The 21,542-nt window shown below is 68.9% G+C and carries 23 protein-coding genes; 18 read left to right on the top strand and 5 right to left on the bottom strand.

Annotated features, from left to right (window positions below; all coding sequences use genetic code 11):
- Window positions 1-104 precede the first annotated feature (104 nt).
- From rho to murA, 16 genes are all read left to right on the top strand, one after another.
- The gene (gene rho, locus AAD496_RS11935) at window positions 105-2,045 is read left to right on the top strand and encodes a transcription termination factor Rho (protein ID WP_433913766.1); all 1,941 of its coding nucleotides are present in this window, start codon (window positions 105-107) and stop codon (window positions 2,043-2,045) included.
- A gap of 7 nt (window positions 2,046-2,052) precedes the next feature.
- The gene (gene prfA / locus AAD496_RS11930) at window positions 2,053-3,141 is read left to right on the top strand and encodes a peptide chain release factor 1 (protein WP_349828992.1); all 1,089 of its coding nucleotides are present in this window, start codon (window positions 2,053-2,055) and stop codon (window positions 3,139-3,141) included.
- Between the two features lie 5 nt (window positions 3,142-3,146).
- Window positions 3,147-4,064, top strand: coding sequence for a N5-glutamine methyltransferase family protein (locus AAD496_RS11925; protein WP_349828991.1), 918 nt, complete (start codon window positions 3,147-3,149; stop codon window positions 4,062-4,064).
- Between the two features lie 46 nt (window positions 4,065-4,110).
- Window positions 4,111-4,815 carry an L-threonylcarbamoyladenylate synthase gene (locus tag AAD496_RS11920; protein ID WP_349828990.1) on the top strand — a complete coding sequence of 235 codons (705 nt, stop codon included), beginning with the start codon at window positions 4,111-4,113 and terminating at the stop codon, window positions 4,813-4,815.
- 23 nt (window positions 4,816-4,838) lie between these two features.
- Window positions 4,839-6,041, top strand: a complete 1,203-nt coding sequence (locus AAD496_RS11915) for an MraY family glycosyltransferase (RefSeq protein ID WP_349828989.1) — start codon at window positions 4,839-4,841, stop codon at window positions 6,039-6,041.
- Entirely contained in the window at window positions 6,038-6,523 is a 486-nt protein-coding gene (locus tag AAD496_RS11910; RefSeq protein ID WP_349828987.1) for a Cg1360 family ATP-synthase-associated protein, read from the top strand. Before AAD496_RS11915 ends, AAD496_RS11910 begins: the two co-directional genes overlap by 4 nt.
- Window positions 6,524-6,818: 295 nt before the next feature.
- Entirely contained in the window at window positions 6,819-7,619 is an 801-nt protein-coding gene (gene atpB / locus AAD496_RS11905; protein ID WP_349828986.1) for a F0F1 ATP synthase subunit A, read from the top strand.
- A 107-nt stretch (window positions 7,620-7,726) separates the two neighbouring features.
- A complete protein-coding gene (locus tag AAD496_RS11900) occupies window positions 7,727-7,972 on the top strand; it encodes an ATP synthase F0 subunit C (protein WP_349828985.1) in 246 nt (81 codons plus the stop codon).
- A 15-nt stretch (window positions 7,973-7,987) separates the two neighbouring features.
- Complete coding sequence (locus AAD496_RS11895; protein ID WP_349828984.1) at window positions 7,988-8,539, top strand: F0F1 ATP synthase subunit B; 552 nt, start codon at window positions 7,988-7,990, stop codon at window positions 8,537-8,539.
- A complete protein-coding gene (locus AAD496_RS11890) occupies window positions 8,539-9,345 on the top strand; it encodes a F0F1 ATP synthase subunit delta (protein ID WP_349828982.1) in 807 nt (268 codons plus the stop codon). Before AAD496_RS11895 ends, AAD496_RS11890 begins: the two co-directional genes overlap by 1 nt.
- A gap of 100 nt (window positions 9,346-9,445) precedes the next feature.
- Window positions 9,446-11,080 carry a F0F1 ATP synthase subunit alpha gene (gene atpA, locus AAD496_RS11885; protein ID WP_349828981.1) on the top strand — a complete coding sequence of 545 codons (1,635 nt, stop codon included), beginning with the start codon at window positions 9,446-9,448 and terminating at the stop codon, window positions 11,078-11,080.
- A 52-nt stretch (window positions 11,081-11,132) separates the two neighbouring features.
- Window positions 11,133-12,077: a F0F1 ATP synthase subunit gamma gene (locus AAD496_RS11880; protein WP_349828979.1), complete on the top strand. Its 945-nt coding sequence runs from the start codon at window positions 11,133-11,135 to the stop codon at window positions 12,075-12,077.
- A gap of 37 nt (window positions 12,078-12,114) precedes the next feature.
- Complete coding sequence (gene atpD / locus AAD496_RS11875; RefSeq protein ID WP_349828977.1) at window positions 12,115-13,569, top strand: F0F1 ATP synthase subunit beta; 1,455 nt, start codon at window positions 12,115-12,117, stop codon at window positions 13,567-13,569.
- A gap of 5 nt (window positions 13,570-13,574) precedes the next feature.
- Window positions 13,575-13,832, top strand: a complete 258-nt coding sequence (locus AAD496_RS11870) for a F0F1 ATP synthase subunit epsilon (RefSeq protein WP_349828975.1) — start codon at window positions 13,575-13,577, stop codon at window positions 13,830-13,832.
- A gap of 19 nt (window positions 13,833-13,851) precedes the next feature.
- Window positions 13,852-14,316: a DUF2550 domain-containing protein gene (locus AAD496_RS11865; protein ID WP_349828974.1), complete on the top strand. Its 465-nt coding sequence runs from the start codon at window positions 13,852-13,854 to the stop codon at window positions 14,314-14,316.
- Complete coding sequence (gene murA / locus AAD496_RS11860; protein WP_349828973.1) at window positions 14,316-15,620, top strand: UDP-N-acetylglucosamine 1-carboxyvinyltransferase; 1,305 nt, start codon at window positions 14,316-14,318, stop codon at window positions 15,618-15,620. Before AAD496_RS11865 ends, murA begins: the two co-directional genes overlap by 1 nt.
- A 136-nt stretch (window positions 15,621-15,756) precedes the next feature.
- Here the strand turns inward: murA and AAD496_RS11855 are convergent, their stop codons facing one another.
- The 4 genes from AAD496_RS11855 to nucS all read right to left on the bottom strand — a co-directional run bounded on the left by AAD496_RS11855 (window position 15,757) and on the right by nucS (window position 18,575).
- On the bottom strand, window positions 15,757-16,107 hold the full coding sequence (locus AAD496_RS11855; RefSeq protein WP_349828972.1) for a GNAT family N-acetyltransferase: 351 nt from the start codon (window positions 16,105-16,107) through the stop codon (window positions 15,757-15,759).
- Window positions 16,108-16,199: 92 nt separating this feature from the next.
- Complete coding sequence (locus AAD496_RS11850) at window positions 16,200-17,243, bottom strand: pirin family protein (protein WP_349828971.1); 1,044 nt, start codon at window positions 17,241-17,243, stop codon at window positions 16,200-16,202.
- A gap of 68 nt (window positions 17,244-17,311) precedes the next feature.
- Complete coding sequence (locus AAD496_RS11845) at window positions 17,312-17,773, bottom strand: carboxymuconolactone decarboxylase family protein (RefSeq protein ID WP_349828970.1); 462 nt, start codon at window positions 17,771-17,773, stop codon at window positions 17,312-17,314.
- A gap of 106 nt (window positions 17,774-17,879) precedes the next feature.
- Window positions 17,880-18,575, bottom strand: coding sequence for an endonuclease NucS (nucS, locus tag AAD496_RS11840; RefSeq protein WP_349828969.1), 696 nt, complete (start codon window positions 18,573-18,575; stop codon window positions 17,880-17,882).
- A 62-nt stretch (window positions 18,576-18,637) separates the two neighbouring features.
- On the opposite strand from nucS, the gene AAD496_RS11835 reads away from it, so the two are divergent.
- A complete protein-coding gene (locus tag AAD496_RS11835; protein WP_349828968.1) occupies window positions 18,638-18,943 on the top strand; it encodes an Rv1322 family protein in 306 nt (101 codons plus the stop codon).
- 49 nt (window positions 18,944-18,992) lie between these two features.
- On the top strand, window positions 18,993-19,727 hold the full coding sequence (locus AAD496_RS11830; RefSeq protein ID WP_349828967.1) for an alpha/beta hydrolase: 735 nt from the start codon (window positions 18,993-18,995) through the stop codon (window positions 19,725-19,727).
- Window positions 19,728-19,821: 94 nt separating this feature from the next.
- Here AAD496_RS11830 and AAD496_RS11825 read toward each other — a convergent pair whose 3' ends face one another.
- A complete protein-coding gene (locus AAD496_RS11825) occupies window positions 19,822-21,321 on the bottom strand; it encodes a coiled-coil domain-containing protein (protein WP_349828966.1) in 1,500 nt (499 codons plus the stop codon).
- Window positions 21,322-21,542 lie beyond the last annotated feature (221 nt).

Below are 21,542 nucleotides of genomic sequence, written 5' to 3'. Positions count from 1 at the left end.
AGCCGACGAGGGAGAAGGAAACCTTCGTGACCGAAACCGACCAGACAGAGACTGTCGCCCGTTCCGGGAGCCTCACGGCTCTCCGCCTGCCCCAGCTGCAGGAGATGGCGTCAGGTCTGGGTATCAAGGGATACCGTCGCCTCCGCAAGAGCGACCTCATCGACGCCATCAAGGCCGCACAGTCCGGCGGCACCCCGGGTGCCTCCACCGCTTCCGCCCCGTCCGCGAAGGCGACCGAGGAGAAGTCCGCTCCGAAGCGGACCCGGGCCACGAAGTCCGCCCCCCGGGCCGCGGTACCGCAGGACTCCGCACCCACCGACACGGCAGCAGAGGCCACCGCCGCGAAGTCCGCTCCGAAGTCCGCCGCACCGAAGAAGGACGAGGCCCCGCAGAAGGCCGCCGCCGCGCAGCAGGACTCCGCCCCGAAGGCCGAGACCGCACCGAAGGCGGAGACCGGTCCGAAGGCCGAGACCGCACCGAAGGCCGCGGCCGGGCAGGAGGACGCGCAGTCCTCGGTCGGCACCCAGGAGGGTGAGGACGCGGGCCGTCGCAGCCGCAACCGCCGCAGCCGTGGCCGTGACGACCGGAACGGCCGTGACGATCGGACCGAGCGGGGCAACCGCGAGGACCGGCCGCGCAACGACCGGAACGACAGGTCCGACCGGAACGAGAAGACCGACCGGGACGACCGCGGCAACCGCAACCGCGACGATCGGGGCAACCGCGAGGACCGTGGGCCGCGCGAGGACCGGAACAACCGGGACGACCGGAACCGGAACGACCGCGAGGAGCGCGGTGGCCGCCGCAGCCGGCGGGACCGCAAGCGCCGGGGCCGTGACGACGAGTCGGACCTGCGTCCGGACGACGTGCTCATCCCCGTCGGCGGCATCCTCGACGTCCACGACAACTACGCGTTCCTCCGGACCTCGGGCTACCTGCCGGGCCAGAACGACGTGTACCTGTCCAACTCGATGGTGAAGAAGAACGGCCTGCGCAAGGGCGACGCCATCGTCGGTGCCGTCAAGCAGCCGCGCGAGGGCGACGACCGCAATCAGGGCGGCGGCCGCAACAAGCGGGACAAGTTCAACGCACTCGTGCGTCTGGACTCCGTCAACGGTCTGTCCGTCGAGGACGCGAAGAAGCGTGTGGACTTCTCCAAGCTCACGCCGCTCTACCCGCAGGAGCGCCTGCGGTTGGAGGAGAACGGTGTGAAGAACGCCGTGTCGACGCGCCTCATCGACCTCGTCTCCCCGATCGGCAAGGGCCAGCGTGGCCTCATCGTCGCGCCGCCGAAGGCCGGCAAGACGACCGTCGTGCAGCAGATCGCCAACGCGATCGCCACGAACAACCCGGAGTGCCACCTCATGGTCGTCCTCGTGGACGAGCGTCCCGAGGAGGTCACCGACATGCAGCGCACGGTCAAGGGTGAGGTCATCGCCTCGACCTTCGACCGTCCGGCCGACGACCACACGACGGTCGCCGAGCTCGCGATCGAGCGTGCCAAGCGTCTGGTCGAGATGGGTCAGGACGTCGTCGTGCTGCTCGACTCCATCACCCGCCTGTCGCGGGCCTACAACCTCGCGCAGCCGGCCTCCGGGCGGATCCTCTCCGGTGGTGTCGACGCGAACGCGCTCTACCCGCCCAAGAAGTTCTTCGGTGCCGCCCGCAACATCGAGGGCGGCGGCTCGCTCACCATCCTCGCGACCGCGCTCGTCGAGACCGGTTCGAAGATGGACGAGGTGATCTTCGAGGAGTTCAAGGGCACCGGCAACATGGAGCTGCGCCTGTCGCGTCACCTGGCCGACAAGCGGATCTTCCCGGCCGTCGACGTCAACGCCTCCGGCACCCGCCGTGAGGAGATGCTCATGGCCGGCGAGGAGACCAAGGTCATGTGGAAGCTGCGCCGTCTGCTCTCCGGTCTGGAGCAGCAGCAGGCGATCGAGCTCCTGCTCTCCCAGCTCAAGGAGACGGGCTCCAACGCGGAGTTCCTGTTCAAGGTGCAGAAGAACACGCCGCTGCCCAAGTCGGCCTCCGACGAGGGCTGACACAGCGATGTCCGCGGATCCCGCGGCGGACCTGGGTCCGCTGGCCGGCTCGGTGCGTGCGCTGCTCGACGAGCACGCGCGCACCGAGCGGGAGCTGGCGGACCCGGAGGTCCACGCGGACCCGGGTCGCGCGCGGCGCCTCACGCGCCGGTACTCCGAACTCGACGCCGTCGCCCGCTGCTGGGCCGAGCTGGGATCGACCGAGGCCGACCTCGCGGACGCCCGCGAGCTCGCGGACGAGGACCCCGTCTTCGCCGACGAGGTTCACACCCTGGAGGATCGACGCTCCGCGCTCGTCGACCGCCTCCGGGACCTCCTGGTCCCCCGGGACCCCGACGACGTCCGGGACGCGATCCTCGAGATCCGCTCCGGTGAGGGCGGGGAGGAGTCCGCACTCTTCGCCGCGGACCTGCTGCGGATGTACGAACGCTGGGCGGCCGACCGCGGGTGGTCCACCCGCGTCCTCGACTCCGCCACCTCCGACCTCGGGGGGTTCAAGGACGTCACGCTGGCGGTCAAGGGTGCCGACGGCGTGTACGGCTTCACGAAGTTCGAGGCCGGTGTCCACCGCGTCCAGCGGGTGCCGGTCACCGAGTCCCAGGGCCGGATCCACACCTCGGCCGCCGCCGTCCTCGTGTTCCCCGAGGTCGACGAACCCGACGAGATCGACCTGCCGGCCGCGGACCTGCGGATCGACGTCTACCGCTCCTCCGGACCCGGCGGCCAATCGGTGAACACGACCGACTCGGCCGTTCGGATCACCCACCTGCCCACGGGTGTCGTCGCGAGCTGCCAGAACGAGAAGTCGCAGCTGCAGAACAAGGAGGCGGCCCTGCGGATGCTGCGCGCCCGTCTGCTCGCCCGTGCCGCGGCCGAACGCGCGGAGGCCGAGGCGGCCACCCGCCGGTCCCAGGTCCGCACCACCGGCCGGAGCGAGCGCATCCGGACCTACAACTTCCCGGAGAACCGGATCACCGACCACCGCACCGGGTACAAGGCGTACAACCTCGACCAGGTGCTCGCCGGGGCGCTCGACCCCGTCGTCGAGTCCTGCCGGGCCCTGGAGAGGGCCGAACGCCTGGAGGCGATCGGGTGACGGGCGTGGCCACCGACCACCTCCTGCGGGACGCTGTCGCCCGCCTCGCCCACGCCGGAGTCGACTCCCCGGAGGCCGACGCCGTCCAGCTGCTCGCCACGGCCACCGGCGTCGACCGCGCCCGGATCGCCCGGGACCGGCTTTTCGGCGAGCCGGTCGCCGGGGCGGTGGGGGAGCGGTTCGCCGCCCTGCTGGCCCGCCGTGAGAGTCGGGAGCCGTTGCAGCACATCACGGGGACCGCTCCCTTCCGATACCTGGAACTCGCCGTCGGTCCCGGGGTCTTCGTCCCCCGCCCGGAGACCGAGCTCCTCGTCGATCCCGTGCTCACCCACCTCGGCACGCTCATCGACGGCTCCACGGACTCCTCCAGGAATTCTGCGCTCCCGCGGGTCGTCGACCTGTGCAGCGGGTCCGGTGCCCTCGCGCTGGCGGTCGCCACCGAGGCCACCGCCGCCGTCACAGCCGTCGAACTCTCCGCCGAGGCGCTCGTCCACACCCGTCGCAACGCCCGGTCCCACGCGGACCGGGTCGCCGGTGCGGGATCGACACTGCGCGTGGTCTCCGGTGACGCCCTCGATCCCACCACGTGGGGGTCGGCCGAGGACGACGTCCCCGGGTTCGAGGTCGTCCTGAGCAATCCGCCCTACGTCCCCCGGTCGGCCCAACCCGATCTGCCGGAGGTCGTCGGTGCGGACCCCGAGCTCGCGCTCTACGGCGGGGGAGTGGACGGGGCCGAGTTCCCCCGCGCCCTCGTGGGGGTCGCGGCACGGGTCCTCGTCCCCGGCGGGCTGCTGGTGTTCGAGCACGACGAGACCCAGGGACCCGCGATGGTCGAGGCGTGCCTCACAGCGGGCCTCGTGGGTGCCCGGACCCACCGGGACTACACTGGTAGGGACCGATTCACGACCGCGTACCGACCCTGAGGGCCGGGCACGCACGAGAGCCCTCCACGGGCGGACGAGGAGAGCGATGTCGCGTACCTTCGACCTGGGGAACGTCGAGGTCCGGGACCTCGTCCTCGCAGAGTGCGAGCGGGTGGTGCGCGACGATCGCCTGATCGTCGTGCCGACCGACACCGTCTACGGCATCGCCGCTGATGCGTTCTCCCAGACCGGTGTGCAGCGTCTGCTGGCCGCCAAGGGTCGTGGCCGGCAGTTCCCGCCCCCGGTGCTCGTCAAGGGTCCGGAGACAGTGCCGGGACTCGCCGAGGTCGTCGACGACCGGGTCTTCACCCTCCTCAAGCGTTTCTGGCCGGGGCCGCTCACCGTCATTCTCGGTGCCCAACCCTCCCTCGACTGGGACCTCGGCGACACCCACGGCACGGTGGCGGTCCGGATGCCCGACGAGGAACGCACCCTCGAACTCCTCCGCCTCACGGGACCGCTGGCCGTCTCCAGCGCGAACACCCACGGGGACCCGGCCGCGACGACGGCCGCCGAGGCGTCCGAGATGCTCGGCGACTCCGTGGACATCTACCTCGACGGCGGTCCCACGCCGGGGTCCGCCTCCTCGACGATCGTCGATCTCACCGCCACGCCGCCGCGCATCGTCCGGTCCGGCCCGGTGTCCGTCGAGGCGCTCCGGGAGGTCGTGCCCGAACTCCTCGACCTCGGCGAGGAGCCACCGGCGGCGGACACGGACGTGCCGGACGGCCAGGGCGCCTCGGCGGGCTGAGGCCGCAGGAACGACCGGCACCCGTGCGCGCGTACCTCTTCATCCTCCTCGTCTCCGCGATCGTCGCCTACCTCGTCACCCCGATGGTGCGGCGGGTCGCCGAGCGGGGACTCATCTTCTCGCCCCTGCGGGCCCGGGACGTGCACAAGGTGCCGACCCCGCGCCTCGGGGGAGTGGCGATGTACGCCGGGGTGCTCGCGGGTCTGCTGTTCGCGTGGCGCACACCCTTCCTCCGGGAACTGTTCGCCGACCCGGCCCCGGTGATCGGGGTCGTGGGGGCGGCGACGATCCTCGTCCTCATCGGTGTCGTCGACGACATCTGGGACCTCCACTGGTTGCCCAAGCTCGCCGGTCAGGCCCTGGCGGCCGGGTTCATGGCGCTCAACGGCGTCGCCCTGCTCTCGATCCCGTTCGGGACCGTCATCATCGGTTCACCCCGTCTCACCGTCGTCCTCACGGTGTTCGTCGTGCTCGTGACGATCAACGCGGTGAACTTCGTCGACGGACTCGACGGCCTGGCCGCGGGGGTCGTGACGATCGGTGGGATGGCGTTCTTCGTGTACTCCTACACGCTCGCCCGGGACACCTCGCCAGACAGTTACGCGAACCTGGCCTCGCTCATCGTCGCGGTGCTCGTCGGTGCGTGTCTGGGTTTCCTGCCGCACAACTTCAATCCCGCGAAGATCTTCATGGGCGACTCCGGATCGATGCTCATCGGCCTGCTGCTCGCGGCTTCGACGATCCGGGTGACCGGGCAGGTCGACCCCGCGATGCTCGGGACGGGGCAGGTGTTCGCCACCTATCTGCCGGTGCTCCTGCCGATGGCGGTGATGGCGTTGCCGCTCATCGACCTCGTCCTCGCCGTCGTCCGCCGCCTGCTCGCCGGGAAGTCGCCCTTCAGCGCCGATGCGGGACACCTGCACCACCGGATGCTCCGGCTCGGCCATTCCCACCGCCGGTCAGTCCTTCTGCTCTACCTGTGGACCGCCCTCATGGCCTTCGGGTCCGTCGCCTTCCTCGTCGCCTCGGCCCGCGCCGTGCTCACGGTCCTCGCGTGCGCCGTCCTGGCCACCCTGGTCCTCACCTTCCTGCCCCTGGCCCGCCGCCGCCTGTTCGGCCGACCCCGCGCCCGCCACGTGGTGGCCGCGACGGGCACGCACACCGACACCAGCACCGACACCCCGGTCGAATCAGACACCACCGCCCGTGAAGAGGAGCCCCGATGAACGACGAGACCACCCCGTCCCCACAGCACGTCACGAAGGGAGGAGACTCCCGACCGGGTGGCTCCCCGGACCGCCCCACGACGGTCGCGGCGATCATGCGCTCGATCGTGGTCCGCGGTGCCCTCATCACCCTGGGGATCGCCGTCCTCGCGAGCCTCGTCGGAGCCCTCGTCGCCGGTCTGCCGGGGGTCTGGGGTGCGCTGCTCGGCGCCGGGATGGCCTTCGTGTTCTTCGCCGTGACCGCCGTCCTCATGTCCGTGACGGCCGATTCCGGACCGAACGTCATGGCCGGCGCGGTGCTCGGTGGGTTCCTCGTGAAGGTGGCCGGTCTCATCGCGCTCACCGCGGTGCTCAAGGACCGGGAGTTCTTCGACGTCGTCGTGCTCTTCTGCACCCTGGCCGTCGCGGCCGTGGCCTCCCTGGTCGTCGACGTCCTCACGGTGCAGCGGGCCCGCCTGCCCCTCGTCGAGGTCGGCCGCTGAGGCTTCGGTTACGCCTCCATCCTTGGAATCGGCTGGAAGCGAGCTGGTGGTTTTGTCAGGTTCTCTACGCTTGGTAGAGTGACACCCGGATTCGCGTGTGCCTCGTGTGAGGGCCGGATCGGACGCCCAGAGCTTGTGCGTCCTCCCTAGTCCGAGGCGGGCACGGCCGTACTGATGACATTCGCAAAACTTTCGGTGTGACGGATCCCGGCGGCACCCAGATGTGGTCCGCCGACCTCCGTGCCCGACGAGCCGACAGGAGTGAGCCCTGTTCACCTCAGCCTTGTCCCCGACGATGCTCCTCGCAGCAGACGGGGAGGAATCCGGGGGGTTCCACGCCCCGGGTCTCGAAGAGTTCTACCCGGCGGCCGTGCTGTTCGAGGGGACTCCCTTCGAACTCAACCGCATCATGCTCATCCGCATCGCGGTGACACTGATCCTCGTGGTCGTGTTCATGCTCGCGGTCCGCAACCCGAAGCTGGTGCCGGGACGTTTCCAGTCGCTCATCGAGATGGCGCTGGACTTCGTCCGCAAGGGCATCGCGCACGACATGCTGGGTGTCAAGGACGGTGACCGGTTCATGCCGCTCATCGCCTCGATCTTCTTCGGTGTCTTCGCGCTCAACATCACCGGCATCATCCCGTTCCTCAACATCTCGTCGAACGCGAACATCGGGATGCCGCTCGTGATGGCGCTCGTCGTCTGGGTGGTCATGATCGTCGCCGGTATCCAGGCGCAGGGCGGCGGTGGCTACATCAAGAGCCAGCTCTTCCCGGCCGGTGTGCCCAAGGCGATGTACGTCATCGTGACGCCGATCGAGTTCATCTCGACCTTCATCGGTCGCCCGTTCTCGCTGACGCTCCGACTGACCTTCAACATGATCGTCGGACACCTCCTGCTCGTGCTGTGCTTCGCAGCCACGAACTTCTTCTTCGTCGAAGCAGGGAGCGCCGCCCTCGCCGGGTTCGGCGTCCTCACCTTCATCGGTGGCTTCGTCTTCACGCTGTTCGAGATCCTGGTCGCCGTGCTGCAGGCATATGTCTTCGCACTCCTGACCGCCTCGTACATCCAGCTCAGCGTCTCGCACGACCACTGAGCCGGACGCCGTCGGGCGGGCACCGGCCGACGGCACCCCACAGACCTGCCCAATCGGACAGAACGGGACACCCACGAACGGGTGATCCGCGAAATCGGAAGGAAACCATGGACACCACCATCCTCGCTGCTGCCACCGAGAGCGGCCTCACCGGCAACATCTCCACCGTCGGCTACGGCCTCGCGGCCATCGGCCCCGGCATCGGCATCGGCATCCTCGTCGGCAAGACCGTCGAGGGCATGGCCCGTCAGCCCGAGGTCGCCGGCCAGCTCCGTACCACCATGTTCCTCGGTATTGCGTTCGTCGAGCTCCTGGCGTTCCTCGGGATCGCCGCCCACTTCATCTTCGGCTGATAAGGGAGCTTTTCCATGACCCCGATTACTCTGCTCGCCGCCGGGGAGAACCCGCTTCTCCCCGCGTGGTACGACATCATCTGGTCGGCGGTCTGCTTCGCAATCATCGTCATCGCCTTCTGGGTGTACATCCTGCCCCGGTTCAAGAAGGTCCTGGACGATCGGTCCGCGGCCATCGAAGGTGGCATCGAGAAGGCCGAGAAGGTACAGGCGGAGGCCGACAAGGCCCTCCAGGAGTACCAGAAGCAGCTCGCCGACGGCCGTGCGGAGGCAGCACGCCTGCGCAACGAGGCCCAGGAAGAGGGCGCCCAGATCATCGCGGAGGCCAAGGCCAAGGCCCAGGCCGACGCCGATCAGATCGTGGCCTCGGCCAAGACCCAGATCGAGGCCGAGCGCCAGGCCGCGATGCACCAGCTGCGGGGAGAGGTCGGTGGCCTCGCCACGGACCTGGCCTCGCGGATCGTCGGTGAGAGCCTGGCCGACGACACGCGCTCCGCGAACGTCGTCGACCGGTTCATCGCCGATCTGGAATCGGCCGGTACCGCTTCGTCGGTGAAGGAGAACTGATGCTGCAGTCGAGCAGGAACTCGCTGAGCCGCACCCTCCAGCAGGTCAACTCCGCGATCGACGCCGGGCAGGCCGCGCCGGTCGCGCGCGGGCTGCTGGACGTGGTCTCCGTCCTCGCGGAGAACGCGCAGCTGCGCAAGGTCCTCGCGGACGCCTCGATCGAGGCGTCCCGCAAGGACGGTCTGCTGGCCTCGCTGTTCTCCGGCCAGGTGGACGGTACGGCTCTCGAGATCGCCACCGCCGCGGCGGGTCAGCGGTGGGCCCGCACCCAGGACTACGTCACCGCCCTCGAGGTCGCCGGCGTCACCGCCGTGGCGGCTGAGGCCCAGGCGGCGGGCCAGCTCGGTCGGGTCGAGGAAGAGGTCTTCCGCTTCTCCCGTCTCACCGAGTCGGACCACCAGCTGGGTTGGGCACTGGGTTCCCCGGCGCCCGCGGGTGCCAAGCGCACCCTGGTGGCGGATCTGCTCGGCGGCAGGGCCAGTGACTTCACCCTCACCCTCGTCTCCCAGGCTGTGTCCCACCCGCGTGGGAAGCGTGTCTCGGAGGCTCTGGACGAGTACTCCTCGACCCTCGCGGCGCGCCAGCGTCGTTCGGTCGCGGAGGTCACGGTCGCCAAGCCCCTGGACGAGGCACAGCAGGAACGTCTGCGCGCCGCGCTGTCGGCCAGCTACGGCCGGGAGCTCGTCCTCAACGTGACCGTCGACCCCACGGTCGTCGGGGGCGTCCGCGTCCGGGTCGGTGACGAGGTCATGAACGGGTCGATCTCCGATCGCCTGTCCGACGTCCGTCGCCGGCTCACGAGCTGAGCAGACCGCCCGCACACGGGCTTCGCACACACGTCATGAAGCGGTCCGCGCACCCCGGGTCGCTGACACTGAATCATTGAAGGAAGCAGGGAAACCGAAAATGGCGGAACTGACAATTCGCCCGGAGGAGATCCGGGACGCCCTGGGGAAGTTCGTCGAGTCCTACAGCCCCGAGGCCGGTGCCAAGACGGAGGTGGGCAAGGTCGTCACCGCCGGTGACGGCATCGCCCAGATCTCCGGGCTGCCCGGCGTCATGGCCAACGAGCTCCTCAAGTTCGAGGACGGCACGCTCGGCCTCGCCCAGAACCTCGACGAGCGCGAGATCGGCGCCATCGTCCTCGGCAACTACGAGGGCATCGCCGAGGAACAGAACGTCTACCGTACCGGCGAGGTCCTCTCCGTGCCGGTCGGCGACGGCTACCTGGGTCGCGTCGTCGACCCGCTGGGCGCTCCGGTGGACGGTCTGGGCGAGATCGCCTCGACCGGCCGTCGCGAGCTGGAGCTCCAGGCCGCGGGCGTCATGGCCCGCAAGGAGGTCAAGGAGCCCATGGCGACCGGCCTCAAGGCCATCGACTCCATGGTGCCGATCGGCCGCGGCCAGCGTCAGCTCATCATCGGTGACCGCAAGACGGGCAAGACCGCCGTCGCGCTGGACACCATCATCAACCAGAAGGACAACTGGGAGTCCGGCGATCCGACCAAGCAGGTGCGTTGCATCTACGTGGCCTGTGGTCAGAAGGGTTCCACGATCGCCTCGGTGAAGCGGTCGCTGGAAGAGGCCGGTGCCATGGAGTACACGACGATCGTCGCGTCCCCGGCATCCGACCCCGCGGGCTTCAAGTACCTGGCCCCCTACACCGGTTCGGCCATCGGCCAGCACTGGATGTACGAGGGCAAGCACGTCCTCATCGTGTTCGACGACCTGTCCAAGCAGGCCGAGGCGTACCGCGCCATCTCCCTGCTCCTCCGTCGTCCGCCGGGCCGTGAGGCCTACCCGGGTGACGTCTTCTACCTCCACTCCCGCCTCCTGGAGCGCTGCGCCAAGCTCTCAGACGAGATGGGTGGCGGCTCGATGACCGGTCTGCCGATCATCGAGACGAAGGCGAACGACGTGGGTGCCTTCATCCCGACGAACGTCATCTCCATCACCGACGGCCAGATCTTCCTGCAGTCGGATCTCTTCAACTCCGGTCAGCGCCCGGCCGTCGACGTGGGTATCTCCGTGTCCCGTGTCGGTGGTTCCGCGCAGACCAAGGCGCTCAAGGGCGTGTCCGGCACGCTCAAGATCTCGCTGGCGCAGTATCGCTCGCTCGAGGCCTTCGCGATGTTCGCCTCGGACCTCGACGCCGCGACCAAGCGGCAGTTGGACCGTGGTGCGCGTCTCACCGAGCTCCTCAAGCAGAACCAGTTCTCCCCGATGGGCTTCGAGAAGCAGACGGTCTCCGTCTGGGCCGGTTCGAACGGTCACCTCGACGAGGTCCCGGTCGAGGACGTCCTGCGTTTCGAGGCGGAGTTCCACGCCTACCTCGAGCGCAAGACCTCGGTGTTCGACGACATCCGTGCCACCCAGAAGCTCGAGGACGCCACGGTGTCCGCGCTCGAGGAGGCCGTCGCGGCCTTCAAGACGGAGTTCCAGGTGTCCGGCGACGGTGGTGTCCACGCCGGTACCGAGACCTTCGAGGCGGCGGACGAGTCCGCGGTCAAGCAGGAGCAGATCGTCAAGGGCAAGAACTGAACCCTCCCGGGTCCAGCCCTCACATGACGATCGCTGACGAAAGGAAGAACTGATGGGAGCCCAGCAGAGGGTCTTCAAGGCGAAGATCAACTCGACGAAGTCCCTTCGGAAGATCTTCAAGGCCATGGAGCTCATCGCGGCTTCCCGGATCCAGAAGGCCATCGCCCGGGTGCAGGCCGCCGGCCCCTACGCCGACGCACTCACCCGGGCGGTGTCCGCGGTCGCCACGCAGTCCAACGTCGACCACACCCTCACGACGGAGCCGGAGAAGGTCCACCGCGCCGCCGTGATCGTGCTCGGTCCGGACCGCGGGTTCGCCGGTGCCTATTCCTCGAACCTGCTCAGGCAGGCCGAGGAACTCACGACCCTCCTCCAGTCGGAGGGCAAGGACGTGGCGCTGTACACGGTGGGCAACAAGGCGCTCACCTACTACACGTTCCGTGAGCGTGCGGTGGCGCACTCCTGGACCGGGTTCTCCGAGAACCCGACCGGCGAACACGCTCGCGAGATCGCCGACGTCCTCCTGGAGGCCTTCCACCAGGACCCGTCGGCCGGGGGCGTGGACGAGATCTTCCTCGTGTACACGCGGTACAAGTCGGCGATCTCACGTGAGCCGGAGTACCGGCGGCTGATCCCCCTCGAAGTCGTCGAGGCGGAGGAGGCCGGGGCCGACGCGACCACCTCGCCGGTGCCCGCAGGTCCGGACGCCGACCACGTGTTCCCGCTGTACGAGTTCGAGCCGAGCGCCGAGGAAGTCCTCGACGCGCTGCTGCCGAAGTACATCCTGTCCCGCGTGCACGCGGCGCTGCTCCACTCCTCCGCGGCGGAGCAGGCAGCACGTCAGCAGGCGATGAGCACCGCCGTCGACAACGCCGACGACCTCATCACCAAGTACACGCGACTGGCCAACTCGGCCCGCCAGGCCGAGGTCACGCAGGAGATCACCGAGATCGTGGGCGGTGCAGACGCACTGGCCGCTGCCGGTGGCGCCGACTGACTTCGCCGACATCCGAGAGCAGAAGAGAAAGTAGACCATGACTGCCACAGTTACGGAAACCCCCCAGGCTTCGGGGACCGTTGGCCGGATCACCCGTGTCATCGGCCCCGTCGTGGACGTCGAGTTCCCGCTCGACTCCGTGCCCGCCATCTACAACCTGTTGACCACCGAGGTCACCCTCTCCGACGGGACCCGGAAGGTGAACCTGGAGGTCGAGCTGCAGCTGGGCAACGGCATCGTGCGTGCCGTGTCCATGCAGCCGACCGACGGCCTCGTCCGCGGCCAGGAGGTCGTCGACACCGGCTCGCCCATCACGGTGCCCGTCGGCGACGTCACCAAGGGCAAGGTCTTCAACGTCACCGGTGACGTCCTCAACGGTTCGATGATCGACGAGGACTACGAGATCACCGAGCGTTGGCCCATCCACCGTGAGGCCCCGGCCTTCGACCAGCTGGAGTCGAAGACCCAGATGTTCGAGACAGGCATCAAGTCGATCGACCTCCTCACCCCCTACGTGCAGGGCGGAAAGATCGGTCTGTTCGGCGGCGCCGGTGTCGGCAAGACCGTTCTCATCCAGGAGATGATCACCCGTGTCGCCCGCGACCACGGTGGTGTCTCGGTGTTCGCCGGTGTCGGTGAGCGTACCCGTGAGGGCAACGACCTCATCTTCGAGATGGACGAGTCGGGCGTGCTCGACAAGACCGCCCTGGTCTTCGGCCAGATGGATGAGCCGCCGGGGACGCGTATGCGCATCGCCCTGACCGGTCTGACGATGGCGGAGTACTTCCGTGACGTCCAGAACCAGGACGTGCTGCTCTTCATCGACAACATCTTCCGCTTCACGCAGGCCGGTTCCGAGGTCTCGACCCTTCTGGGTCGTATGCCCTCGGCGGTGGGTTACCAGCCCACGCTGGCCGACGAGATGGGTGTCCTCCAGGAGCGCATCACCTCGACCCGTGGTCACTCCATCACGTCGATGCAGGCCATCTACGTGCCGGCTGACGACTACACGGACCCGGCCCCGGCGACGACCTTCGCCCACCTGGACGCCACGACCGAGCTCGCCCGTGAGCTCGCCTCCCGTGGTCTCTACCCGGCGATCGACCCGCTGGCGTCGACCTCGCGCCTCCTCGACCCGCTGTACGTGGGTCAGGAGCACTACGACGTGGCCAACCGCGTGAAGGCGATCCTGCAGAAGAACAAGGAGCTGCAGGACATCATCGCCATCCTCGGTGTCGACGAGCTGTCCGAGGAGGACAAGACCGTCGTCCACCGCGCACGCCGCATCGAGCAGTTCCTGTCGCAGAACACCTACACCGCCGTGCAGTTCACCGGTGTCGAGGGTTCTACCGTGCCGATCAAGGACACGATCGAGGGCTTCAAGGGCATCTGCGACGGCGACTTCGACCACATCCCGGAGTCGGCCTTCTACAACGTCGGTCCCATCGACGACGTGCTGAAGAACTACCACGAGATGCAGAAGGAGAACTGATCGCCATGGCTCTCGACGTGACGGTCGTGTCGACCGAGGAAGCGGTGTGGTCCGGGACCGCGTCGCGCGTGGTCGCCAAGACCACCGAGGGCGAGATCGGTATCCTGTCCGGCCACGAGCCCGTGCTGGCGCTCGTGGCCGGCGGCCAGGTCCGCATCGTCACCGCCGAGGGGGAACACCTCACGGCGCAGGCCGAGGGTGGTTTCCTGTCGGTGGAGAACGACCGGGTCACCGTCGTGGCCGACCAGGCCCAGCTCGTCTGATCAGGGCTCACCGATCGACGTGAATCCGTCAACCCTGCTGATCCTTCTGCTCTCGTCGGTGGGGCTGGCCGTCCTCGCCGTCGTGCTGTTCACAGCGCGGCGGCGAGGACTGTCGCGGATGTCGGGCTCGTTCGACTGCTCGTTGTACGTGGGCGACGGATCCCGTCGCCCACGTTGGCGTCTGGGTGTGGCCGTGTTCACGGTCGAGGCCCTGCAGTGGTACCCCGTGTTCGCGCTCACCCGCCGTCCGTCCCGCGTCCTGCCGCGGTCGGACCTGGAGATCACCGCCCGCGGTGAGCCCGACGAGAGCGAACGGTACGCCGTGTTGCCCGATGCCCAGGTCATCACCTGCCGGTACGGTGTACACGGCGGCTCTCCCTCCGAGGCGCGTCTGGCCCTCGATCCCGAGGCGCTGGCGGCGTTCTCGTCCTGGTTGGAGTCGCTTCCCCCCGGCTTCAACCACACGATGGGACGATTCACCTGATGCAGGTCCTCTCCGTCCGCGGCCCGGTCCGACTCTCCGGGACCGTCGACGTCCGCGGCGCCAAGAACAGCGTGCTCAAACTCATGGCGGCCACCCTTCTGGCCCCCGGCCGTTCGGTCATCACGAACGTGCCCGCGATCCTCGACGTCACCATCATGTGTGAACTGCTCCGGCGCCTGGGCTGCGCGATCGACTACGACGCCGAGGCGGGCACCGTCGCGATCGACGTCCCCGCCGAGGTCGGGGTCAAGGCCGACTACGAACTCGTCCGCGCCATGCGCGCCTCGATCTCCGTGCTCGGTCCTCTGGCCGGCCGCATGCACGCCGCGAACGTGGCCCTGCCCGGCGGCGACGCCATCGGTTCGCGCGGCCTCGACCTGCACCAGGCGGGTCTGGAGGCCCTCGGCGCGACCGCCCGGATCGATCACGGGTACTTCGTCCTCGAGGCGCCCCGCGGCCTCACCGGGGCCGACATCCACCTGAAGTTCCCCTCCGTCGGGGCGACGGAGAACCTCGTCATGGCCGCCACCCTGGCCCGTGGTACGACGACGATCGTGAACGCGGCGAAGGAGCCGGAGATCGTCGACATCTGCCGTCTCCTCGTCTCCATGGGCGCCCGGATCGAGGGGATCGGGACCGACTCCCTCACGATCCACGGCGTCGAATCGCTCTCACCCGTCGAACACCGGTGCGTCGGCGACCGGATCGTCGCCGGGACCTGGGCCTTCGCCGCCGCCATCACCGGCGGGGACGTCGTGGTCCGCGGTGTCGACACGAGCCTGCTGCCGAACGTGATCGACAAGCTGGTGGACGCCGGCGCCTACGTCGACACCGTCGAGACCGATCACCCCGGGGGAGCGTTCCGGGTCTTCGGCCCCAAGCGGCCGCACAGCATCCGGGTCGCGACCCTGCCCTTCCCGGGCTTCCCGACCGACCTCCAGCCCTTCGTCATCGCGCTCGACTCGGTAGCCGACGGGGTCGGTCTCCTCACCGAGAACCTCTTCGAGGCCCGCTGGCGGTTCGTCAACGAACTCTCACGGCTGGGTGCCGACGTGAACGTCGACGGCAACCACGCCCTCATCACCGGCCGCGAGGTGCTCTCCGGTGCCGAGGTCGAGGCCTCGGACATCCGGGCCGGGGCCGGCCTCGTGCTCGCCGGCCTCCGGGCCAAGGGGGTCACCGAGGTGTCCGGGGTCGACCACATCGATCGCGGTTACGAGTTCTTCGTCGAGAAACTCCGGGCACTCGGCGCCGACGTCGAACGCGTCGACCGCCCCAATCCCTTCGAACTCGTCTCCCACTGATCCGCGGCCCGGCAGCACCGCCAGGGCTGCGTTCTCGTCGCTCGAAGCCCGCTCCGCCGGTCGAACTGAAGCGAGGGCGTCTTCGCTCCTCCGCCTTGCCCTGACAGCACTGCCGAACCGTGGATCGGCAGATTCCTCAGTCAACGAGGGCGAGGTGTTCGGAGGTGACGGGATCGAGGTGCTCGTCGAAGTCGTGGTGCTTGGTGATCCACTTCCGCACGTAGGAGCACAGGGCGACGACACGGTAGCCGTTCCCGATGCTGTCGCGGATCGCCTCGCGGGTGAGGGGATCGGCGAGACCGTGGCCGCCGAAGTGTTCGTGGACCACCGTGTGGTACAGGATCCGTTGCTTGGCACCGGCCTTCGTGGTGGTCGGGAGGTACATGGAGAACCCGGCGGGCTCACCCGCGACGAGGATGTCGTAGCGGCTCTCCGCGGTGTTCTCCCGGACCTCCACGTCGGCCGGGTCGATGCTCGTGTCGCTCATGGTTTTCCCTCTTCCAGTCGGTGATCGGTGCGTGTGGTCGATCGGCGTGTGTCGCAGTTCAGTGTCTGCCGAGGTTCGATGTTTGCCGACGTTCAGTGCTTGCGCGGTCGGATGCGGACGTTCGGCAGGGTCGGGGCGGGCAGAGCCGCCGGGGTGTCCGGTGGGAAGGTCCCGAACCGGGGGAATTCCGTCCCGTCGTCGTAGGTGCCGCCCGGTTCCGGGACCGACGAGGGCTCGCGGTCGATCTCGGCCATCCATGCCCGGCGGTACTCGACGATCTCCTCGTGCGTGCGCCCGATGAAGTTCCACCACATGACGATGTCCTCGCCGAAGGGCGCCCCGCCGATGAGGACGGCGCGGACGGGCGCCTCGTCGGAGGCCCGCAGCGTGAGGCGCCGGGCACCGGGCGGCAGGTAGGCGAGCTCGTCGGGGGTGATCTCCCGCTCGACGGTGCCGGCGGCGCCGTCGACCTCGACGGTGAGGGACCCGGAGTCGAGGAGCAGGCCGTGTTCGTCGGCGGCGTCGAGGTCGAGGGTCACGGAGGCACCCGTGTGGACGCGCACCTCGGCGGCGGTGGCCGGGACCCGGGTGTCGATGTCCGCGCGGACCCCGGCGGCCTCGCCCAGGTAGGTGAGCACGGTGCCACCGGGCACCGCCTGCGGGCGGGCGACGTAGTGCTGGGACTGCGGCATGCCGTGGCGCAGGTCGTCGGGGAGCGCGTACCAGAGTTGGACCCCGTGGAGCTCGATCGTCTGCGCACTCGAGTACTCCGAATGGGAGACCCCGGACCCGGCGATCATGAGGTTGACCTCGCCGGGGCGCACCTCGTTGGCGAAGCCGGTCGAGTCGATGTGCTCGATGGTGCCGTCGAACAGGAGGGTGACGGTGGCCAGACCCGTGTGCGGGTGCCGGGCGACGGCCATGCCCCCGGAGAGGGCGACATCGTCGGGACCGAAGTGGTCGACGAAGCACCACGGCCCGATGAGGGATCGTTTGCGCTGGGGCAGCGTCCGGCGGACGGTCATGGCGCGTGGTCCGCCGAGGGGGACGTCACGCGGCGTGATGACCTCGATCGCCTCCGCACAGGTCTCGGTCGTGCAGGTGAGTTCGTCCGGGTTCGCTTCGACGTTCGTCACGGTGGGACTCCCATGGGGACGGGCGGAATTGGACGTGGTGGGGTGCCGGGGTGCGGGCGGCGTTTGATTCAGTCCGCGCGCACGCGGACCGGGTGGGCGGAGAGGATGGATATGCGGTTGTAGGCGTTCATGAGGATCGACACCCATTCGAGGGCGACGAGCGTCTCCTCGCCGAGCGATTCCCCGGCGGCGGAGAGGCGTGCGGTCCGGCTCTCCCCTTCGGGCAGTTGCGTGACGACCTCGGCGACCTCCAGGGCGCAGCGGTCGACCTCGTCGAACACGGGGGAGTCGCGCCACGCGGTGAGCTGGGTGAGCTGTTGCTCCCTCACCCCGGCCTCGCGGGCCTTCCGGGTGTGGACGTCCAGGCAGTAGGCACACCCGTTGAGTTGGGAGATCCGGGTGTTGACGAGTTCGACGGTGGAACGCTCGAGCCCGGCGGACTCGGCCAGCGCCGAGGTGCGCACGGCGAGACCACCGAGCGACTTCCAGAGCTCCGGCGCCGCCTTGTCGAGGAAGGGGAACGCGGTCATGCCACGATCCTATCGGCGCGACGGACCCGTGAACAGGGGAAACGACTGTCGGTGGGGTGCCGGGGTCCGGGCGGTGTCGGGCACAGCTCAGGACATGGAGCACAGCTCAGAAGAGTCGGGACTCCGCGTCGTCGGTACCGCGCAGGGCGTCGTAGTCGAGGGTGACGCACCGGATACCGCGGTCCTCGGCCAGAGTCCGGGCCTGCGGCTTGATCTCCTGGGCGGCGAAGACGCCGGAGACCGGGGACAGCAGCGGGTCACGGTTCATGAGTTCCAGGTATCGGGTGAGTTGCTCGACGCCGTCGATCTCACCGCGGCGTTTGATCTCCACCGCGACCGAGGTGCCCGTGGCGTCCCGGGCGAGGATGTCGACCGGGCCGACCGCCGTCATGTACTCGCGGCGGACCGTCGTGAAACCGTCCCCGAGGACGTGGATCTGGTCGGCGAGGAGTTCCTGCAGGTGCGCCTCGACGCCATCCTTGACGAGGCCCGGGTCGACGCCGAGCTCGTGCTCGGTGTCGGAGAGGATCTCGGCGATCGAGATGACCAGCCGGTCGCCGGTCTTCTTCTGCTCGACGGTCCACACCTCGGTGTAACCGGCCTCCCGCTTGGCGTCCGTGGGTGCGGAGACCTTCACGGAACAGGGGGGAGTCATCCAGTTGAGCGGCTTGTACGAGCCGCCGTCGGAGTGGACGAGCACACTGCCGTCCGCCTTGAGCATGAGGACCCGGGTCGCAAGGGGCAGGTGGGCCGAGAGCCGTCCCGCGTAGTCGACACTGCACTTCGCAATCACCAAACGCACCCGTGACATCCTAGTGGGCCGGGGCGGGCGAGGGAGAATCCGTGAATGGGAGAATCGGGGGCATGCCTCGTTCGTCCTCCTCCCGTCGGAACAACAAGTGGGCCCGTGAGACCCGGGCCCTCAGTTATTCGCTCAACGGCCTGCGCCGGTCGACGGACGAGCCGGACGGTCGTTGGACCGTCCAACAGGTACGCGGCAACGACTCGGGCAAGACCTATGTGTGCCCGGGCTGCCGTCAGGACCTGCCGGCCTCGACGGCACACACCGTCGCGTGGCGGTCCGAGGAGGAGTTCGGCATCGGAGTGGGCCTCGACCACCGGCGTCACTGGCACACCGCCTGCTGGAACGCCCGTCACCGTCGTCGCTGAGCGGGGACCGGCAGCGGCCGACCGGGGTGGACTGGCTAGGGTGGATGCCATGACCGACATCGTCTCGAACACCGTCCTCGTGGCCGACCGCGAGGACATCGAACTCCACACCTCCGACGACCTCGTTCTCGTCGGGGAACTCGCCCGTCCGGCCGGGGGGCGGCCCCCTCGTGCCACGCTCGTCACCCTGCACCCCCTGCCCACCCACGGCGGTTACATGGACTCCCACGTCTACAAGAAGGCCGCGAACCGCCTCCCGGCGCTCGCGGACCTCGCCGTGCTGCGGTTCAACACCCGCGGGACGTCCTCTCCGCGGGGCACCTCCGAGGGTGTCTTCGAGGAGGGGATCGGGGAGGAACGCGACGTCCACGCGGCGATCGAGTACGCCGAGTTCGCGGACCTGCCCAATCGGTGGCTCGTCGGTTGGTCGTTCGGGACGGAACTGACCCTCAAGTACGGGACCGACCCCGCGGTCGAGGGAGCGGTCCTCCTGTCACCGCCCCTGCACCGCGCGACGGACGCCGATCTCGACGCCTGGGCGGACTTCGGCAAGCCCCTGCTCATCCTCGTCCCCGAGTTCGACGACTTCCTGCAACCGGCCGAGGCACGTGAACGCTTCGCGCGGATCCCGCAGGCTCGTGTCGTCGGTGTGCCGGGTGCCAAGCACCTGTGGGTGGGGGAGAAGTACGTGCGGACCGTCCTCGACGCGATCGTCGCCGAGGTCGCCCCCGAGGTGCCCACCCCGCTCCCGACACAGACCGACCCGGCTCTCGTCGTGGAGTGAGAACCGGGGCGGCGATTGGTTCAGCGGTGGGGTGCCGGGGTTCGGGCGGCGATTGGTTCAGCGGTGGGGTGCCGGGGTTCGGGCGGCGATTGGTTCAGCGCTTGCGGGGCTGCTTCGAACCCTGTGCGTCCGGTTTCGGTGCGGGTGACTTCGTGGCCGTCGAGTTCGTCATCTCGACGGAGTCCTCCTCCGAGGTGTCGGGTGCGTCCGACTTCGACATCTCGACGGTGTCCTCGGAGGTGGAGTCCTCGGAACCGGCGTCCTCGGAACCGGCCGTGGCAGTACTGTCCTTCGCTGCACCGTCCGTCGCACCGGCCTTCTCCTTGAGGGCCTCCAGATCGTCGCCGTCGGCGATCTTCTCCGTGGGGAAGGCGGCCGCGGCCTCCTGATCGGACTTGTCCTCGGTGAAGTCGACGTCGTCGAACAGACCGGGGGCGGCGAACATGGACCGCAGCTGCTCCAGCTGTGCGGTGATCGTCCGCCGCTGCTTGGTGAGCAGATCGACCTGCGACTGGGCAGCGGAGACGTTGCGCTTCGCCTCGGCCGCGGACTCCTCGATCGTCACTTCGGCGGTGGCCCGCGCCTCCGCGATGAGGTCCTGCGCCCGCTTCTTGCCGTCGGCGATGAGCTGGTCGGCCTTCTCCAGGGCCTCGGTGCGCGTCGTCTCGGCACGTTCGGCCGCGGCCTTCGCCTCCTCGTCGGATTTCTTCGCGCGGGCCTGCGCCTCCTCGACGAGCTTCGCGTTGTCCGCGGTGATCTGGTCGAAGCGCTTCTTCTGTTCGGCCTCGAACTCCTGGCGCTCGGTGGCCAGCGCCACCTCCTGGGCGTCGGCGGCCTTCTTCGCCTCCTTCTTGGCGGTCGTCGCTTCGACGTGGAGTTCCTGGGCCTTCTGCCGGGCCTCGGAGAGGATCGACTCGGCCTCCTCACGTGCCTTCTCGACGAGCTCGGCGGCTTCCTCCTTGGCCTTCGCGCGGACCTCGGTCGCCTCCTTCTGCGCGTCGGCCTGCAGCTGTGCGACTTCGCGGTCGGTCTTCTCGCGCAGCTCCTTCGTCTCGGCCTGTGCGGTGGCCCGCAACTGGTCGGCCTCGCGCCCGGCCGCGTCCTTGACCTCGGCGGCCCGCTTCTCGGCGTCCTTGACGGTCTCCGCGGCGCGCATGTCGGCCGTCTGCGTGATGGCGTCCGCCTCGGAGCGGGCGTTGTTGAGGATGTCGCCGGTCTCCGTGTGGATCCGGGCGCGCTGGCTGGAGGCGTCGGCGCGGGCCTTGTTGCGGATCGTCTCGGCGTCGGCGGTGGCCTGGGACAACGTCTCCCGGGCCTGCGACTCGGCGATCTTCAGCAGGTGGTCGATGCGGGAGCCGGGAGGACCTGCCGCGGCCTCGGCGTCGGTGGCGGCCTTCTTCAGCTGTTGCTTGGCCTCCGAGAGTTCACCGGCCAGCTGGAGCTTGGCCCGGTCGGCGGAGATGACCTGGCTGCGGGCGTCGGCCAGGGCCTTGCGCAGGGACTCTGTCTCCTGCTTGACCTGACGCAGACGCGCGTCGACCTCGGACTTCTCGTAGCCACGCATGGCGATCCGGAACTCTTCGTTGGCTGCCACTTCTTCGGCTCCTCATCGAGTGTGAACGGGGACTGGGGTGATGTGCGCCCACTCTATCCGGGCACCGGTGGGAGACCGCTGGGAACAGGAGTCGGATGTGGGGCGCGTGGACAGGTTGCGTCGGGGCGAAGGCCAGGGCGCCTCGGGTGCGGGGAGGCGGGCATGCCTCGGGGACCGGGTGACCGTGACGGGGAGTACCCGGAATGTGACCCGCCGGGGCG

The organism is Brevibacterium litoralis, assembly GCF_040212315.1.
GTDB classification, from domain to species: domain Bacteria; phylum Actinomycetota; class Actinomycetes; order Actinomycetales; family Brevibacteriaceae; genus Brevibacterium; species Brevibacterium litoralis.
Note: the sequence above shows the minus strand (reverse complement) of the source record. Positions and strands in the feature narration are given on the sequence as shown.

What these genes read in the sequence shown, in the direction of transcription:
- rho (WP_433913766.1), top strand. Translation starts at nt 105, where the DNA reads ATGGCGTCAGGTCTGGGTATCAAGGGATACCGTCGCCTCCGCAAGAGC.
- prfA (WP_349828992.1), top strand. Translation starts at nt 2,053, where the DNA reads ATGTCCGCGGATCCCGCGGCGGACCTGGGTCCGCTGGCCGGCTCGGTG.
- AAD496_RS11920 (WP_349828990.1), top strand. Translation starts at nt 4,111, where the DNA reads ATGTCGCGTACCTTCGACCTGGGGAACGTCGAGGTCCGGGACCTCGTC.
- AAD496_RS11910 (WP_349828987.1), top strand. Translation starts at nt 6,038, where the DNA reads ATGAACGACGAGACCACCCCGTCCCCACAGCACGTCACGAAGGGAGGA.
- atpB (WP_349828986.1), top strand. Translation starts at nt 6,819, where the DNA reads ATGCTCCTCGCAGCAGACGGGGAGGAATCCGGGGGGTTCCACGCCCCG.
- AAD496_RS11900 (WP_349828985.1), top strand. Translation starts at nt 7,727, where the DNA reads ATGGACACCACCATCCTCGCTGCTGCCACCGAGAGCGGCCTCACCGGC.
- AAD496_RS11895 (WP_349828984.1), top strand. Translation starts at nt 7,988, where the DNA reads ATGACCCCGATTACTCTGCTCGCCGCCGGGGAGAACCCGCTTCTCCCC.
- AAD496_RS11890 (WP_349828982.1), top strand. Translation starts at nt 8,539, where the DNA reads ATGCTGCAGTCGAGCAGGAACTCGCTGAGCCGCACCCTCCAGCAGGTC.
- atpA (WP_349828981.1), top strand. Translation starts at nt 9,446, where the DNA reads ATGGCGGAACTGACAATTCGCCCGGAGGAGATCCGGGACGCCCTGGGG.
- AAD496_RS11880 (WP_349828979.1), top strand. Translation starts at nt 11,133, where the DNA reads ATGGGAGCCCAGCAGAGGGTCTTCAAGGCGAAGATCAACTCGACGAAG.
- atpD (WP_349828977.1), top strand. Translation starts at nt 12,115, where the DNA reads ATGACTGCCACAGTTACGGAAACCCCCCAGGCTTCGGGGACCGTTGGC.
- AAD496_RS11870 (WP_349828975.1), top strand. Translation starts at nt 13,575, where the DNA reads ATGGCTCTCGACGTGACGGTCGTGTCGACCGAGGAAGCGGTGTGGTCC.
- murA (WP_349828973.1), top strand. Translation starts at nt 14,316, where the DNA reads ATGCAGGTCCTCTCCGTCCGCGGCCCGGTCCGACTCTCCGGGACCGTC.
- AAD496_RS11855 (WP_349828972.1), bottom strand. Translation starts at nt 16,107, where the DNA reads ATGAGCGACACGAGCATCGACCCGGCCGACGTGGAGGTCCGGGAGAAC.
- AAD496_RS11845 (WP_349828970.1), bottom strand. Translation starts at nt 17,773, where the DNA reads ATGACCGCGTTCCCCTTCCTCGACAAGGCGGCGCCGGAGCTCTGGAAG.
- AAD496_RS11835 (WP_349828968.1), top strand. Translation starts at nt 18,638, where the DNA reads ATGCCTCGTTCGTCCTCCTCCCGTCGGAACAACAAGTGGGCCCGTGAG.
- AAD496_RS11830 (WP_349828967.1), top strand. Translation starts at nt 18,993, where the DNA reads ATGACCGACATCGTCTCGAACACCGTCCTCGTGGCCGACCGCGAGGAC.